Here is a 16,459-nt window from a genome sequence, read left to right on the forward strand (position 1 = left end):
AATGATTATGTCTAAAAAAACGATTTATTTTCTTTGTACGGGAAACTCTTGCCGCAGTCAAATGGCGGAAGGCTTTGCGAAACAATTTTTAGCGAGTGAGTGGGATGTGTACAGTGCTGGTATTGAAGCACATGGATTAAATCCGAATGCAATAAAAGCGATGAAAGAAGTGGACATCGATATTTCCAATCAGACATCAGATGTCATTGACCGAGAGATTTTAAATCATGCTGACTTAGTCGTAACACTATGTGGCGATGCAGCAGATAAATGTCCGACGACACCACCTCATGTAAAACGCGATCACTGGGGATTCGATGACCCAGCAAAAGCGGAAGGAACAGATCAGGAAAAATGGGCCTTCTTCCAACGCGTCCGTGACGAGATTGGGGCACGAATCCAAAGCTTTGCGGAAACAGGTAATTAAAAGTTAAATGGAAAAACCCCGTGAGGTTTAAAAAAACAACGAAAAAGTATGCTCTTCCCTGCTCCTGTTAGGCAGGGAAGAGTGTGCTTTTTTATTTTGGCTGAGTGCGTGAAAAAGATGAGATAGGTAATGAAAATTTGTGCTGTGGTAAATTATTGTGCGAATGATATGAGATAGGTAATGAAATGCTGTGCTGTAGTAAATTAGGGTGCGAAAAGTGCGGAATAGGTAATGAAAATCCGTGCTGCGGCATATTAGGGTGTAAATAAAGGTGAATAGGTAATAAAAATCCGTGCTGCGGCAAATTATGGTGCGAATAACCCAAAAAATTTTTTTTTAACAGGTTCACTTAATTAAGGTTGTCTGATTCTTAAGGGAACTTGAGAAAATGACAGCTAAATGGTTTTATAGAATCGGTTTAGATATTTCATTTGCAATAATCAAAAAGCACGTAATATAATCTAACGCCAAATGCACAATTAACAGAAAAGTGTGATATTTTATAGGCATGTCAAACAGGTAGGACATGATTAAGTAAAAAGGGGGGAGGATTTATAAACCTATCAGACAGGTAAGTTAGGTCGAACAGGTTTTTTAAATAATGATGATGAAAAAAGTGAGTACAACCGTAACTGAATATATCGTAAATGAGATTAAAAATGAAAAATATGTAATTGGTAGTAAATTGCCGTCTGAAAGAGAATTAATGGAAATATTAGGGGTTGGCAGATCTTCTGTACGAGAAGCATTAAATACTTTAGTAGATATGGATGTTTTGGAGAAAAGGATGGGAATAGGTGTATTCGTCAAAAAAATAGAACTCAATCATTTAGTTGATACATTTGTTGCTTCTGCATTAATGGATACAAAAGTTTCAAGTGATTTATTAGATTTTCGGTTCATGCTAGAAGTCGAAATGGCTGGAAAAGCGGCGGAATTAGCTTCTAAACAAGCACTTCAAAAAATGGAACAAGCTTTAATGCTACATGTGGAGGCGATAGAGAATAATCGACCAACAATTGAACCTGATACCCTTTTTCATCGTTCGATAGCCCTTGCTACAGATAATAAAGTTTTATTAAAGGTTTATGATTTTATTTCGGACCTTATTTATTCTTTCAAATTAGAATTATTGAAGGTTGAGAGCAAACAAAATAGTCTTGAATATCATCAAAAGATTTATTCAGCTATAAAGTCGGGCGAGGTTGAATTAGCGAGAAAGTCGATGGGAGAGCACTTATTAGATGTGACGGAACGTTATAAAAAAATTAAGGAGATGAAGTTAGTAAGAAGCTCATTAAAAAAGTGAGTTTTTTATATAGAATGATTAAAAAATTTGTCATTTAGGGGTGAATTTAAAGGTGAAAAGAATCTTAGAGGTTTTTATAGTTTTAGCTGTTCTTACGCTATTTGCATGTAATTCTGCAGAAAATACTTCCACTGATATTGGTGGGGTAGCGGCCAATGAGGCAACAGATAAAGACGTTTTAGTTATTGGTTTAGATGATGACCCACCACAATTAGACCCACATCGTTCTTCGGCTGCTGTAGATAGACAGACATTTCAAAGTTTATATAACAAATTATTAGATATTGATGAAAATTTAGAATTTGTTGGTGAGCTAGCTAAGGATTGGGATATATCTGAAGATGGGTTGACGTACACTTTTTATTTAGAAGAAGATGTCGTATTTCATGATGGGACCCCATTTAATGCAGAAGCTGTAAAGTTTAATTTTGATAGAATGTTGGATCCATCATTTAGTTCTCCAAGAGCTTCAGAGGTTAACTTGCTAGAAGAAATAGTAATTATAAATGACTATGAAGTTGACTTAGTGTTATCTGAACCTTTTGCTCCGTTTTTATCCGTGTTAACTGACCGAGCGGGAATGATGGTTTCTCCAACCGCTGTAGAGGAACTAGGAAATGATTTTGCTAATCAACCAGTAGGAACAGGGCCATATAAGTTTGACAGTCGAGTTAGTCAAAGCAAAATTGAGTTAAGTCGATTTGAGGACTATTGGGATGAATTACCTGCATTTGAAAAAGTAGAGATTCGACCTTTTGCTGATAGTAATGTGCGGGTAACCAATCTTGTATCAGGTGATTTAGATATGTTAAATAAAATTGCTTTTAAAGATATAGAGATATTGTCAAATGACCCTAATATCACATTGCTTGAACAAGACGGAATTGGATTCCAAGGAATTCATTTAAACACAACGGTTGAACCGTTTACACAAAAGGAAGTTAGAAAAGCTATCAACCTAGCAATAGATCGAGAAGCAATTACCAATGTTGTTTTTCATGGAGGGGCGATCCCATCTGTTAGTCCATTTCCACCAATTAGTTGGGCAGCACCTGAATTTGAGCAACCGAATGCAAATGTAGAAGAAGCGAAAAAGCTATTAGAAGAAGCTGGAGTATCTGATGTTTCGTTTACGTTAAAAATTAATCCACGACCAGAAGAAGAACAAATGGCTCAAATGATTCAACAAATGTTAAGTGAAATAGGCATGACTATGAATATTGAAATGGTTGAATTTGGAACGATGTTGGATCAGTTAGAGAGTGGTGATTTTCAAGCGGTCCGATTAGGTTGGAGTGGTCGAATTGATCCAGATGGTAATGCTTATCGCTTCTTTTATTCGAATGCAAGCAATAACTATAGTAATTTTGCTAATCCAACTATGGACAAGTTACTTGATGAAGCGAGAACCACTGTCGATGTAGAGGCGAGAAAAGAAATATATGAAGAGATTTCAGATTTGTTATGGGAAGAATCTCCATACGTATTTGTTTATCACGAACAAGACTATAAAGCTATGAAGAATTACGTAAAAGGGTTTAGACATATTGCTGATCAGATGATTCGGACAAATTCCATTTATTTCGAATAATCATGTATTTGATGTTCCATAGGTTCTTACGATTTTCTATGGAGCATCATTCATTTATCCATATTGGAGGTGCAAAATGCTGAAGTTTATTCTTCGAAGGGTTGGATTAATGGGGGCAATTTTATTTTTAGTAAGTGTGATTATTTTTTCACTTGTTAATGTGCTGCCTGGTGATCCTGCAACATTAATTTTGGGACAAGAAGCAACCCCAGAGGCTTTAGAATCATTACGAGAAGAGATGGGCTTAAATCAACCCCTTATTATTCAATATTTCGAATGGGTCACCGGTGTACTACAAGGCGATTTTGGTCATTCGATAAGAGATAATACACCTGTCACCACCATACTTGTGCAGAAAATACCTGTCACCTTGCAGCTAACGATCATGTCTTTTTTTATAGCGATTATGATCGCGGTTCCGGTTGGTATTATTAGTGCAACTAGAAAAGGAACACTTTGGGATTACTCAAGTACTTTATTTGCTTTATCGGGAGTATCCATACCGCCATTTTTTTTAGGGATTTTATTAATCTTTGTATTTGCCGTAACACTTGGTTGGTTACCACCTTCAGGGTACGTACCTTTGAGTGAGGACTTTACGAGAAGTTTAATGTTAATGATTTTGCCGGCCATTACAATTGGAATAAGGCTTTCAGCTGAGTTAACTCGGATGTTACGGTCCAGCTTGTTGGAAGTTTTACAGGCAGATTTTATTCGTACAGGTTATGCAAAAGGGCTTTTAGAAAGAGGTGTTGTTTTTGGCCATGCTTTTAGAAATGCTTTAATACCTGTCATTACGGTAAGTGGTTTACAAATGGCCACCTTTTTGGGTGGCGCGGTCATTACAGAAACGATTTTTGCTGTTCCTGGTATCGGACAATTAGTGGTTACTTCCATTTTAACGAGGGATTTTCCGGTTGTACAAGGAGCGGTTATGTTTATGGCTTTTGCTGTCATATTAATAAACTTCATGGTCGATATTTTATACACAGTATTAGATCCGAGGATTAAGCTAGCAGGAGGGACGAAATAATGGCCCAAACATCTAGTCTTGAAATTAATAGTAAAGTACCTAGTCCAAGAGTTGAAATGCTTAAAGCAATGATGTCACGCTTTTTTCAGAATAAATTAGCTGTATTTGGTGGTATATTCACTTTTTTACTCATTTTTATAGCATTATTTGCTCCTTTTATAGTTCCATATGACCCTACTGCACAAAATTATTCGATGATTTTACAAGGACCTAGTGCAGAGCATTGGTTTGGGACGGATGAAATTGGTCGAGATGTTCTTAGTCGAGTGATTTATGGTGCACAGGTATCGTTGCAAGCTGGATTAATATCCGTTGGAATTGCTTTAGCAATCGGTGTTCCTATTGGGTTAATTTCCGGATATTACAGAGGATTTTGGGATGAATTTATTATTATGAGGATTACGGATGCGATGCTGTCATTTCCACCACTAGTTCTAGCATTAGCTTTAGCTGCAGTGTTAGGAGCTGGTTTGGAAAACGCAATGATTGCGATTGGTATTGTTTTAACGCCAAATTTTATTCGGTTAATCCGTTCTGAAGTTATTGCTCATCGCGAGAGGGAATATGTAGAAGCTGGTAAAGCATCTGGATTGAAAGATTGGCGTATTATTTCCAAACATATTTTGCCGAATACGATGGCACCTATTATGGTTCAAGCAACTTTGGCTATTGCTTCAGCTATCATATCTGAAGCATCACTTAGTTATTTAGGTTTAGGGACTCAACCACCTACAGCAAGTTGGGGAGCTATGTTATCAGCTGGACAAGGATATTTAGCAACGGCTCCATGGATTGCCTTATTTCCAGGATTGTTCATATTTTTAACGGTTATTTCTATCAACTTATTTGGTGATGGAATAAGAGATATGTTAGATCCAAAATTAAAGTAATAATGATATGAAGTGAATGACAAAGCATTGTGTAGGAGGGTGAACAAACTAAAATGGAAAACAATCAATTAGTTGTAAAAAATCTACACGTTGGCTTCAAACATAAAAAAGGCTTTACAACAATCTTGAATGGAGTAGATTTTTCGGTAAGGAAGGGTGAAACATTATGTATTGTCGGTGAGTCAGGCTGTGGAAAAAGTTTAACATCATTATCAATAATGGGTTTATTACCGAAGATGGGGCAAGTAAGTGAAGGAGAAATCCTATTTGATGGACAATCTTTAACCGAAAAAACGAAAACAGAAATGAGCAAAATCCGTGGTAATGATATTTCGATGATTTTTCAGGAGCCAATGACCTCACTAAATCCAGTACATCGTGTGGGAAAACAAATAGCAGAAGCGATTAAACTTCATCAAAAGGTTTCAAAAAAAGAGGCGTTAAATAAAGCAGTTGAAATGTTGCGATTAGTAGGTATCCCTTCACCAGAAGAACGTGTTTATAGCTATCCCCATGAATTAAGTGGGGGGATGAGGCAACGTATTATGATTGCGATGGCCTTATCATGTAATCCGAAATTACTCATTGCTGATGAACCGACAACTGCTCTAGACGTAACCATTCAAGCTCAAATATTAGAATTAATGAATTCATTAAAACAAGAATTTAATATGTCGATCATTATGATTACCCATGATTTAGGTGTTGTGAATGAAGTGGCAGATAAAGTAATTGTCATGTATGCAGGCAAAGTGGTCGAATACAGCAGTGTAAAATCTTTATTTAAAGAGCCACTACACCCTTATACAAAAGGGTTAATAGAATCTATACCAAAGTTAGATGTTGAGCAAAAGGAACTTCCAATTATTGAAGGATCTGTTCCGAATCCGAATGAGATGCCAAAAGGGTGTCGGTTCGCTACTCGATGTCCAAATGCTGTAAAAGATTGCTTTTCAAAACTTCCACCGCTTATATCTGTTAATGATAATCAAGAGGTAAGCTGTTGGATGTATACAGAAAATTGGAATCATATGTCAGGGGAGAGGTGGAGAGATGAAGAATATCGAGAAGTTGCAGCAACCCGATAATTTATTAGAAGTACAATCCATTAAAAAGTATTTTCCTTTAGAAAATAATTCTTTATTTAAGAAAAATAGTCGATTTGTTAAAGCGGTTGATGGTGTTTCATTTGTTGTTAAAAAAGGAGAGACATTAGGAATTGTTGGAGAATCTGGGTGTGGGAAATCGACGATGGGGAGAACAATTTTACAGCTTCAAACACCAACTGAAGGAGAGGTTTTGTTTGAAGGAGAGGACATAAGTAAATTTAATCGGAAGCGATTAAGAGAAATAAGAAAAGATATTCAAATTATCTTTCAAGATCCATTTGGATCATTAAACCAAAGAATGACAGTTGGAGCGATGTTAAGTGAAATCATTCATGTCCATAAGATTGTACCAAAAAACGAGGTACTAAAGTATGTTCAAAAGCTATTAGAGGATGTTGGATTGAATAAAGAGCATTATTGGCGATATCCTCATGAGTTTAGTGGCGGGCAACGTCAACGTATTAGCATTGCAAGGGCATTAGCGGTTAAACCGAAATTAATTATATGTGATGAAGCCGTATCCGCATTAGATGTTTCTGTACAAGCACAAGTTTTAAATTTGTTAAAAAAATTAAAATATAAATATAATTTGACCTATATTTTTATTTCACATGACTTATCAGTCGTGAAACACATCAGTGATAGAGTAGGTGTCATGTATTTAGGAAAGGTAGTCGAGTTAGCAAATAAAAAAGCAATGTATCAAGACCCTAAACATCCTTATACTCAAGCCTTGTTTTCTTCGATTCCGGATGTAACGTCGGTAAATAAGAAAGAAAGAATAATATTAAAGGGTGATGTACCAAGCCCTCTGAATATTCCAAAGGGTTGCCGCTTTCATACAAGGTGCCCTGCTGCGGAGAATATTTGTCGAGAAAAAGAACCGGATTTTAGGAAGATAGCAAATGAACATTATGTATCGTGTCATTTAGTATAAGTTTTTTTAATAAGAGATAAATATATATTAAGAGGGGGAAATGAGTTGAAATTTAATTATCAAGAGTATCCATATCGTTCACAACGGATGGTGACATTTGCTAAAAAGGGCATGGTCGCTACTTCGCAACCATTAGCAGCGGAAGCAGGAATCGAAATACTAAAAAAGGGTGGAAATGCTATTGATGCAGCGATAGCGACGGCAGCTTGTTTAACCGTTGTGGAACCAACTTCAAATGGAATTGGGAGTGATGCCTTTGCGTTAGTGTGGGTAAAAGATAAATTACATGGATTAAATGCCAGTGGTAAATCTCCTAAATCGATTTCAATTGAAGCTGTGAAGGAAAAAGGGTATGAAGAAATGCCTAAATATGGATGGACTCCTGTGACCGTTCCTGGAGCAGTGGGGGCATGGGTGGAGTTGTCTAAAAAATTTGGAAGGCTTCCTTTAACTGAAGTATTAAAACCGGCGATTGAATATGCGGGAAAAGGTTTCCCAATCTCACCAGTTTTAGGGAAAATGTGGAGCCGTGCAACTGAAAACTTTAAAAAGAATTTAGTAGGCGATGAATTTCAGTATTGGTTTGAAACATTTGCTCCAAATGGAAAAGCTCCTAAAATTGGCGAAGTTTGGTCATCTCAAGGGCATGCAAATACGTTAAGGGAAATTGCGGAAACAAATGGAGAGAGCTTTTATAGAGGAAGTCTCGCAACTAAAATGGCGTCTTTTTCAAAAAAGTATGGTGGCTATATGATGGAAGAAGATTTAGCATCATTTAAACCAGAATGGGTAAATCCGATTAAAGTCAATTACCGAGGATATGACGTCTGGGAAATTCCACCAAATGGACAAGGCTTAGTCGCTTTATTAGCACTTAATACTTTGAAAAATTTTGATTTAAAAAATGATAATGAAGTTGAGCGTTATCATAAACAAATTGAGTCGATTAAATTGGCTTTTTCAGATGGCTTAAAATATATTACGGAAGAACAGAAAATGTCTGTAAGTGTTGAAGAACTATTATCGGAACAATATGCAAAAAGTAGAGCTGAACAAATAGGTCAGACGGCTTTGACTCCAGCACCTGGCAATCCTCCAAAGGGCGGGACGGTGTATTTAGCCACTGCAGATGAAGAGGGAAATATGGTTTCTTTTATTCAAAGCAACTATATGGGGTTTGGCTCTGGAATTGTGATTCCCGAAACAGGCATTTCTATGCAAAATAGAGGCCACAATTTTTCGCTTGATCCAGAACATGAAAATCATTTAGAGGGTAATAAAAGAACGTATCATACGATTATTCCCGGTTTTTTAACAAAAGATGATAAAGCAGTAGGGCCGTTTGGGGTTATGGGGGGGTTTATGCAACCTCAAGGTCATTTGCAAGTTATGATCAACACGATTGATAATCGATTAAACCCACAAGCGGCACTAGATGGCCCAAGGTGGCAATGGATGAAGGGGAAAAAATAAAAGTTGAGCCACAATTTCCTCTACATATTGCTCAAGAATTAGAACGGCGAGGGCACGAGGTTGAGATAGCCTTAGATAATACGTCTTTTGGAAGAGGTCAGATTATTTGGAGAGATGCTAATACAGGAGTTTTAGCAGGTGGAACCGAATTTAGGACAGATGGGGTCGTTGCTGTTTGGTAAGTAATTAAATCAGTATAAGTCAAAACTCGCAGGCTAGAGAACTTGCGAGTTTTTCTTTCGATATTAAAACAAGCTAGTTTAAGAGCTGATTTTCTTTCAAAATTATGAGGCAAAATAGGTGCTGCTTCTGTAGGTATCTTTTAGGATACTATGTCATTTTATTGTGCCTTCTTCCATTTATTGTTCTTTTAGGTTATTCTATTCATAGAAATAAATGAAACAACTTAGGAGGACAAATAAAATGGCAAACGAAAAATTAAACATTGGCATTATTTTAGGGAGTACACGAGAAGGGCGAGTGAGTCCACAAGTTGGGGAATGGGTGAAAGAAATTGCGGACAAACGTGGCGACGCTAACTACGAAATAGTGGATATTGCTGATTTTCAATTACCGTTTTTAGGAACAACAGATGGAAAAGAACCAGGGATTGCGGCTTGGAATGAGAAGCTTGCGGAATTAGATGGTTTTGTCTTTATTGTCCAAGAATACAATCATAGCATTACAGGAGCGTTAAAAAATGCTCTTGATTTTGCCAGAGAAGCTTGGAATAACAAAGCGGCAGGTATTGTCAGTTATGGTTCGACTGGTGGAGCTCGTGCAGCGGAACATTTACGTGGAATTATGGGTGAACTCATGATTGCTGATGTTCGTGTTCATCCGACACTCTCTTTGTTTACTGATTTTGAAAACTATACGACTTTTAAACCAGCGGACTTACATCTTGATAATGTGAATGCCATGCTTGATCAGACCATTGCTTGGAGTGGAGCCTTAAAAACGTTAAGAAAATAACTGAATAGATAAGCTGATAAAATGAGGCTGTCCAAAAAGAGCGTAAAAGCTTTGGCAGCCTTTTTTGTTTGCCTGAATGCATTTTGTTTCAATATTCTATTAGCAACTCCAAAAATAAGCAGCAATAATAAAAAGGACTGCTCTCAAAAGGTAAAAACCTTTTGGCAGTCCTATCTGACTAAATTCAAGGTGTTTTGATTAATAAATAGATAAAGTAAGGGACTCCTAAAACAGAAACGACTAATCCAACTGGAACTTCGGCTGGAGCCATAATTACTCGTCCAAGTGTATCTGCGGCTATTAAAAGAAAAGCCCCTAATAACGCTGATATAGGTATAAATAATTGATGCCTTGAACCAATTAATCTTTTTGCTAAATGAGGGGCGATCAATCCTAAAAAGGCAATTCCTCCACCTACTGACACACAGGCTCCTGCTAAGGTAACGGCTAACATTAAGAGAATAAATCGCTCTCTTTCTATATTGACACCAAGACCGATTGCTGTGGAATCTCCTAAAGAAATGAGATCGAGGATTCGAGCCTTTATATAGACAAGTGGGATTAAAATGACAATCCAAGGTAATAAAGACCAAACAAATGTCCAGTTTGTTCCCCAAATAGAGCCTGATAGCCAAGTGAGGGCCTTGGTGAAGTCATTGGGCTCCATCATTAATTGAAACACAATCACACCAGCGTTAAAAGCGGCATTAATTCCAATCCCAACTAGGATTAACCTTGTCGCCGTAACGCCATTTTTCCAAGCTAACCAATAAATGAGTAAGGCTGCTGTAAAAGCTCCTATTAAAGCTGTAAAGGGCAAGGAATAAATCGATAGTGCTCCATTTAAAAAGGTGCTTCCTTGGAAAAAATACATATACAGCACAACGGAAAATCCAGCACCAGCATTGATCCCAATGATTCCGGGATCGGCTAGAGGGTTACGTGAAATTCCTTGTAAAATCGCCCCGGCTGTTGCAATTCCAGCTCCAACTAATAATGCCAGCACCATTCGTGGCAAGCGGAACTCTACTAAAATGACCCAATTTCGATGCTCCCCATTTCCTAATAATGTTTGGAGAACTTCAGAAGGACTTAATTTGGTTAAGCCTGTATTTAAACTAATAATAAAGATGATGCAGATAGCTATTAGAAGCAAAAAGGCAAGCTTAATCGCCTTTTTTCGTTGTTGTTGCATAAGTTCCATTATAAGCCCCTCCCTTCATTCCGAGCTAAATAGAGGAAGAAAGGGACACCGATAATCGCTGTTACGGCACCGACTGGAATTTCAAATGGAGGATTAATCGTCCGGCCAACAATATCAGCTAATACTAGTAAGAGGCCACCTAAAATCGCGGAACAAGGAATAATCCAACGATAATCCAATCCAACTAAAAATCTAGTGATATGAGGCACGATTAATCCAACGAACCCAATAACACCAGAAACAGAGACCGCAGCTCCGGTCAATAATAGAACAGTTATCGTCCCTAATACTTTGACTGTTTTTGTTCGTTGCCCCAACCCTTTGGCCATATCCTCTCCTAAACTTAAAACCGTCAAGGAACGAGAAAGAAACAGAGAAAGGAATATCCCAATCACAACAGGAGGGATTAAATAATAAAGACTGTGGCTTTGAATACCGGCAACTCCACCAGCATGCCAAAAGCTAATATCTTTGGCAATATTATAGCGAAGGCCAATCACCGTTGAGATTGAGCTTAGTAAAGAGGTGATTGCTGTTCCCGCTAAGGCCAATTTAACTGGTGACATGCCTCCTTTTGATAATGAGGCAATGCCGAAAACAAAACCTGCCCCTAGACCTGCCCCAATAAATGAAACAATAAGTAAATAAAAATAAGATATGTTTGGCCAAATGACAAACGCTATCGCAAGGAAAAAACCTGCCCCTGCACTGACACCCATAATGGAAGGCGAGGCAAGAGGGTTTCTAGTCATCGCTTGCATAATCGCTCCGGATACAGCTAAAGCAGCTCCAATAAATGCTGCTGCGATGGCACGTGGTAAACGGAGCTCACGAATAATAATATGGGAAGATTCGTTTGGATTAAAAGAAAAAATCCCTTCCCAAACGGTCTTTATTTGAATGTCTGCTGCACCGAAAGCCGTAGAGGCTGCAATCGATAACAGTAATAGAATAAAACCACTAGTGAGAATCATCGACGCAATAGTTGGTTTAGATTTTACTTTTGGTTGTTTTTTTTGATTATTCATAATGAAAACATAGGCATAAAACCATCTTCTTTCTTTATAGCGAAACTGATAATCATTTTCATTATAGGAGAGTAGCATTAAAATCTCAATCATGAATGTCTAAATTAAATAAAAAAGATATTGTAAGTGAGAATGAAAATTGTTATCATTCATATGATGGAAGTGAAAATTAGGAGGAAAGAAAGATGTTGAAGTCAAAAGCGTTTTATAAATTAATCTCTGTCGGTCTATTAGCTGTTGCTTTAGTCGCATGCGGAAATGATGGAGAGTCAGAAAATACTAATGATGAAACAAATACAAGTGAACAATCGCAAGAGCGAGTGTTAACAGATACTTTAGGGAATGAAGTGACAATTCCAGCTAATCCTGAAAGAATTATTGCAAGCTATTTAGAAGATAGTTTAGTCGCATTAGATGTCGAGCCTGTAGCTCAGTGGTCTGTACATGATGGAGCAAGCATTCAAGATTATCTTCAAGGAGATTTAGATGGAGTGCCATTAGTACCGCATGATTTACCTTTTGAGGCTGTAAGCAGTTTTGAACCCGATTTAATTATTGTTGACTCTCCTTCTTTAGTGGAAGGTGGTAAGTATGAACAATATTCAAAAATCGCGCCAACATATGTTATTGGAGAAGAGGAAAATAGTGATTGGCGTATAAATTTAACAACGATTGCTGAAATTTTAAATAAAGAAGAAGAAGCAGAGCAAGTACTAGCTGAATACGATGCCAAAGCAGAGCAAGCAAAAGATAAGATACAAGCAGAAATTAGTGACGAATCAGCAGCGGCGATTTGGCTCGTAAATGATAGCTTTTTTATTGTAAATAAAAATTTATCAAGTGGTTCGGTTATGTATGGTGACTTAGGGCTTGGCGTTCCTTCTGTAGTTGAAGAGATCTCAGCAAGTGATGCAGCGAACTGGAGCTCGATTTCATTAGAGAAATTGGTAGAATTAGATGCTGATCATCTTTTCCTTATTAATAGCGATACGGGCATAGAAGATTCTGCGATTAATGAGTCTTTATGGAAAAACATCCCTGCTGTTCAAAAGGGACAAGTTTATGAATTTGGACCAGATACGTCTTGGCTTTACCAAGGAGCTATCGCCAATGGACAAATTATCGATGATATTTTAAATAGTTTAATCGATTAGAGCTCATCTAGTTTAATTATCGAAATAAAACATGGAATAGGACTGTCTTATGAGGTAGGTTAACCTTAATAAGACAGTCCTTTTCTTTCCCTAATTATGGTATTATAAAGAGACAAAAAGGAAGTTTAGGGATGGATTGATTATGCAAAAGAGAGCGACTTTAAAGGATATTGCGCGAGAGGCTGGAGTGTCTGTTGCGACGGTTTCATATGTACTTAATTATTCAGAGAAGCAGAAAATTAGTCATGAAACGAGATTGAAGGTTTTTAATATCGCCAAAAAACTTCATTATGTACCGAATATGGAAGCCAAATCTTTAGTCAACCAGAAAAGCAAGTTAATAGGAATCATTTATGATGCGAAGCTGGTTGAAGCTGCAAGTGAAGCTCTAGAATTTTTTCAATTAACTGAGCAGATCAAAGAACAATTGGCCACGCTTCATCTCGATACAATTCTGATACCCGTCCATCAAGTATTAAGTGAAGAGGACAAACCTTTTCAGCAAAGAGCTATGGACGCGGTGATCGTAGTGGGGATTAAAGAAGAGATGTTAAAGTCTGTTACAAAGAACTTTGTTATCCCTGTTCTTTTTGTTGATTGTGATCCTGATGATCCTATATTTCATACCGTTCTTACTGATTATGAGAAGCTGTTTACAGAGTATGTAAACGAACATAAACAAAAAAGTTCTGCCATCGTTTTAAAGGAGTTTGCAAAAAAAGATTTAATTGATTTAGCTGCGAAATATTTCCCTAAATCAAATATCTTTTTCTCAAATCAGTTGCAGGAACTAGCAGATGAGCTTCATAACGGTGTGATTACAGAAGTCCTCGCGATGAGTGAAATGATTGGTTTACAACTAGAGCGTATTCGAAGTCAATCGTTCACATTAACGACGGTTATTTCTAATTCGGAATCCAAATTGCTGTTGGCAACTACAAAAAAGATTGTTATCAGTCATAAACAAAAGGCAGAGGCTGTCTTTACTTTAGTTCAGTCTTTGATTAATTGGGAGCAGCACGATGAAATTCCACGCTATCAGTTTATTGTTCCTAGGGAAGGCCATTAGTTTTTATTGACAGCTTACTAAAGTATGGTAAAATCAAGTTAACTTAAGCGTTTAAGCGGTGAAATGACATTGCTTTTTCGCTTTTCTTTTTAGAGGTTACTTAAACGATTAAGTGATTTGGATTTATTGATGTAAGTGCTTGATTTTTAGTCTTTTACTCAATTTAGGGGGGTTCTTTTTAATGAATAAACATGCGATTTATCATCGAGCAAAAAGTCATTTTTCTTATGCTTTTGATGGAAAAACCGTTCACATTCGATTGAAGAGTGAGCGTGATGACCTACAAGAGGTCTATCTTTTAACTGATTCAGAAGTAGGCTGGCAGGAGCAAGAAGATGGGACATGGCAATGGATGAAACGTAAAGTTAAAATGACTCGTGAGTTCCAGACGGAAATGTTTGATTATTGGTTTACGGAAGTGGAACCGATTGATTATAAAATGAGGTACGGCTTTCTTGTGAATGATGGACAAGAAGAACTTTATTATTTAGATCGAGGTTTTTTCAAAACGGATGAGCCAGGGATCGAAAATGATATTAATAGTTACTTTGCTTTTCCATTTGTACATGAGGTCGATGTTTTTGCCGCACCAGCTTGGGTGAAGGATACAGTATGGTATCAAATTTTCCCGGATCGATTTGCAAACGGCGACGCAACGATTGATCCAGATGGGGTGATCGCTTGGAATAAAAAAGGGGCTGAGTTAGGTCAGTACTCCTTTTATGGTGGTGATCTTCGTGGCATCATTAATAAGCTAGATTATATTAAAGGACTCGGCATAACAGGAATCTATTTAACGCCTATTTTTGAAGCGACGACCTCTCATAAGTATGATACGGTTGACTATTTTCAAATTGACCCAGCTTTTGGTACAAAGGAAGACTTACGTGAGCTCGTTGATAAAGCCCATGATAAAGGGATGAAGGTGATGCTGGATGCGGTTTTTAACCATATCGGTGATAAATCCTATCCATTTCAAGATGTGTTACAAAAAGGTAAAGATTCTAAGTTCTTTAATTGGTTTCTATTTGAACAGACGGAAGGACCTGTTGAGAAATGGTCGTATCAAAATTTTGTGCCAGCAATGCCAAAATTAAATACATCTAACCCTGAAGTGATTGATTATTTATTAACGATTAGTCGCTACTGGATTACAGAAACCGACATTGATGGCTGGAGAATTGATGTCGCTAATGAAGTGGATCACGCTTTTTGGCGCGAATTCAGAAAAGAAGTGAAGGCTGTAAAAGAGGACCTTTATATTTGTGGGGAAATTTGGCATGACAGTCAAGCATGGTTGCATGGCGATCAATTTGATGGGGTAATGAACTATCCATTATCGCGACCAATTCAAGATTGGATTGCGACTGGACGAATTAATGGGATTCAGTTTCAAAATGATTTTGTCCATGCCCTCCTACGTTATTCGGACAATATCAATCAAGGGATGTTCACCTTATTAGATAGTCATGATACAACTCGAATTACGCGCTGGGCCAACGGAGATAAACGCAAGATTGATATGTGTTTTGCTTTATTGCTGTCGGTACAAGGAGCGATCTCCATTTATTATGGTAGTGAAATTTACTTAGATGGTGGAGAGGACCCGGACAATCGTCGTTGTATGCCATGGGATGAGGAACGAGAGCAAGGTAATATTGCGACGTTATGCAGGTTAAGAAAAGAGTACCCTGAGTTCGGTTCACATGGGAAATTTGAATTTTTGACTGTAGAAGAAAATAACATTATATACAAAAAGAAAAGCGATCAAGGTCATCTTTATTTCATTTTCCATACAGAAGGTGCTGGAACAGTTTCATTGCCAAAAGAGCTTCAAAATAAACACTTTATGAACCTAATAAATGATGAGAATGTAGAGATGAAAGAGTCGATTTATTTAGAGGATTATTCCTACTTGATTTTGAAGGAGAAATAATCGCAGCCAATTATTTTGAAGAAACTGATGAGAGATGTGGAAGAATCTCATCAGTTTTTTTGTATAAGAAATGATAAAACCATTTAATTGGGTTAATTAGGGGCGTATCAATTTGAATAAACCATGGTGAGAGGGGCCAAGTGGAGGAGAAGCGGAAGTTCGGCGTATTAAGAACCGTGAAGCGGAAAAAAGAGCCGAGCAAAGAGAAGTTCGGCGTATTAAGAACCGTGAAGCAGAAAAAAGAGCCGAGCAAAGCGGAAGTTCGGCGTATTTAGAATTGAGAAGCAGAAAAAGGAGCCGAGTAAAGGGAAGTTCGGCGTATTT

At 37.4% G+C, this 16,459-nt stretch carries 13 protein-coding genes and 1 pseudogene; 12 read left to right on the forward strand and 2 right to left on the reverse strand.

Annotation, left to right across the window (positions count from 1 at the left end; translation table 11 throughout):
* Window positions 1-7: 7 nt before the first annotated feature.
* The 9 genes and pseudogenes from arsC to BALCAV_RS17550 all read left to right on the forward strand — a co-directional run bounded on the left by arsC (window position 8) and on the right by BALCAV_RS17550 (window position 9,744).
* Window positions 8-427, forward strand: coding sequence for an arsenate reductase (thioredoxin) (gene arsC / locus BALCAV_RS17510; protein WP_003321149.1), 420 nt, complete (start codon window positions 8-10; stop codon window positions 425-427).
* A gap of 601 nt (window positions 428-1,028) precedes the next feature.
* The gene (locus tag BALCAV_RS17515) at window positions 1,029-1,736 is read left to right on the forward strand and encodes a FadR/GntR family transcriptional regulator (protein WP_003321148.1); all 708 of its coding nucleotides are present in this window, start codon (window positions 1,029-1,031) and stop codon (window positions 1,734-1,736) included.
* 52 nt (window positions 1,737-1,788) lie between these two features.
* Complete coding sequence (locus BALCAV_RS17520) at window positions 1,789-3,327, forward strand: ABC transporter substrate-binding protein (RefSeq protein ID WP_003321147.1); 1,539 nt, start codon at window positions 1,789-1,791, stop codon at window positions 3,325-3,327.
* A 76-nt stretch (window positions 3,328-3,403) separates the two neighbouring features.
* Entirely contained in the window at window positions 3,404-4,360 is a 957-nt protein-coding gene (locus BALCAV_RS17525; protein ID WP_003321146.1) for an ABC transporter permease, read from the forward strand.
* Complete coding sequence (locus BALCAV_RS17530) at window positions 4,360-5,250, forward strand: ABC transporter permease (protein WP_003321145.1); 891 nt, start codon at window positions 4,360-4,362, stop codon at window positions 5,248-5,250. Before BALCAV_RS17525 ends, BALCAV_RS17530 begins: the two co-directional genes overlap by 1 nt.
* Before the next feature lie 53 nt (window positions 5,251-5,303).
* On the forward strand, window positions 5,304-6,338 hold the full coding sequence (locus BALCAV_RS17535) for an ABC transporter ATP-binding protein (RefSeq protein WP_003321144.1): 1,035 nt from the start codon (window positions 5,304-5,306) through the stop codon (window positions 6,336-6,338).
* Entirely contained in the window at window positions 6,304-7,296 is a 993-nt protein-coding gene (locus tag BALCAV_RS17540) for an ABC transporter ATP-binding protein (RefSeq protein ID WP_003321143.1), read from the forward strand. Before BALCAV_RS17535 ends, BALCAV_RS17540 begins: the two co-directional genes overlap by 35 nt.
* A gap of 87 nt (window positions 7,297-7,383) precedes the next feature.
* Window positions 7,384-8,951, forward strand: a pseudogene (ggt, locus tag BALCAV_RS17545) (gamma-glutamyltransferase).
* 241 nt (window positions 8,952-9,192) lie between these two features.
* The gene (locus BALCAV_RS17550) at window positions 9,193-9,744 is read left to right on the forward strand and encodes an NADPH-dependent FMN reductase (RefSeq protein ID WP_003321140.1); all 552 of its coding nucleotides are present in this window, start codon (window positions 9,193-9,195) and stop codon (window positions 9,742-9,744) included.
* A gap of 184 nt (window positions 9,745-9,928) precedes the next feature.
* Here BALCAV_RS17550 and BALCAV_RS17555 read toward each other — a convergent pair whose 3' ends face one another.
* Both BALCAV_RS17555 and BALCAV_RS17560 read right to left on the reverse strand, forming a co-directional pair.
* Entirely contained in the window at window positions 9,929-10,948 is a 1,020-nt protein-coding gene (locus BALCAV_RS17555) for a FecCD family ABC transporter permease (protein WP_003321139.1), read from the reverse strand.
* On the reverse strand, window positions 10,948-11,976 hold the full coding sequence (locus BALCAV_RS17560; RefSeq protein WP_040324184.1) for a FecCD family ABC transporter permease: 1,029 nt from the start codon (window positions 11,974-11,976) through the stop codon (window positions 10,948-10,950). Before BALCAV_RS17560 ends, BALCAV_RS17555 begins: the two co-directional genes overlap by 1 nt.
* A 185-nt stretch (window positions 11,977-12,161) precedes the next feature.
* Between BALCAV_RS17560 and BALCAV_RS17565 the strand changes: the two genes are divergently transcribed.
* The 3 genes from BALCAV_RS17565 (at window position 12,162) to BALCAV_RS17575 (ending at window position 16,135) form a co-directional block, all read left to right on the forward strand.
* A complete protein-coding gene (locus BALCAV_RS17565) occupies window positions 12,162-13,130 on the forward strand; it encodes an iron-hydroxamate ABC transporter substrate-binding protein (RefSeq protein ID WP_003321137.1) in 969 nt (322 codons plus the stop codon).
* A gap of 142 nt (window positions 13,131-13,272) precedes the next feature.
* A complete protein-coding gene (locus BALCAV_RS21305; RefSeq protein ID WP_003321136.1) occupies window positions 13,273-14,199 on the forward strand; it encodes a LacI family DNA-binding transcriptional regulator in 927 nt (308 codons plus the stop codon).
* A 181-nt stretch (window positions 14,200-14,380) separates the two neighbouring features.
* Complete coding sequence (locus BALCAV_RS17575) at window positions 14,381-16,135, forward strand: glycoside hydrolase family 13 protein (protein ID WP_003321135.1); 1,755 nt, start codon at window positions 14,381-14,383, stop codon at window positions 16,133-16,135.
* The last annotated feature ends 324 nt before the right edge of the window (window positions 16,136-16,459 follow it).

Source organism: Alkalihalobacillus alcalophilus ATCC 27647 = CGMCC 1.3604, assembly GCF_000292245.2.
GTDB classification, from domain to species: domain Bacteria; phylum Bacillota; class Bacilli; order Bacillales; family Bacillaceae_D; genus Alkalihalobacillus; species Alkalihalobacillus alcalophilus.

What these genes read in the sequence shown, in the direction of transcription:
- BALCAV_RS17550 (WP_003321140.1), top strand. Translation starts at nt 9,193, where the DNA reads ATGGCAAACGAAAAATTAAACATTGGCATTATTTTAGGGAGTACACGA.
- BALCAV_RS17560 (WP_040324184.1), bottom strand. Translation starts at nt 11,976, where the DNA reads ATGAATAATCAAAAAAAACAACCAAAAGTAAAATCTAAACCAACTATT.
- arsC (WP_003321149.1), top strand. Translation starts at nt 8, where the DNA reads ATGTCTAAAAAAACGATTTATTTTCTTTGTACGGGAAACTCTTGCCGC.
- BALCAV_RS17525 (WP_003321146.1), top strand. Translation starts at nt 3,404, where the DNA reads ATGCTGAAGTTTATTCTTCGAAGGGTTGGATTAATGGGGGCAATTTTA.
- BALCAV_RS17555 (WP_003321139.1), bottom strand. Translation starts at nt 10,948, where the DNA reads ATGGAACTTATGCAACAACAACGAAAAAAGGCGATTAAGCTTGCCTTT.
- BALCAV_RS21305 (WP_003321136.1), top strand. Translation starts at nt 13,273, where the DNA reads ATGCAAAAGAGAGCGACTTTAAAGGATATTGCGCGAGAGGCTGGAGTG.
- BALCAV_RS17575 (WP_003321135.1), top strand. Translation starts at nt 14,381, where the DNA reads ATGAATAAACATGCGATTTATCATCGAGCAAAAAGTCATTTTTCTTAT.
- BALCAV_RS17540 (WP_003321143.1), top strand. Translation starts at nt 6,304, where the DNA reads ATGAAGAATATCGAGAAGTTGCAGCAACCCGATAATTTATTAGAAGTA.
- BALCAV_RS17565 (WP_003321137.1), top strand. Translation starts at nt 12,162, where the DNA reads ATGTTGAAGTCAAAAGCGTTTTATAAATTAATCTCTGTCGGTCTATTA.
- BALCAV_RS17515 (WP_003321148.1), top strand. Translation starts at nt 1,029, where the DNA reads ATGATGATGAAAAAAGTGAGTACAACCGTAACTGAATATATCGTAAAT.
- BALCAV_RS17535 (WP_003321144.1), top strand. Translation starts at nt 5,304, where the DNA reads ATGGAAAACAATCAATTAGTTGTAAAAAATCTACACGTTGGCTTCAAA.
- BALCAV_RS17530 (WP_003321145.1), top strand. Translation starts at nt 4,360, where the DNA reads ATGGCCCAAACATCTAGTCTTGAAATTAATAGTAAAGTACCTAGTCCA.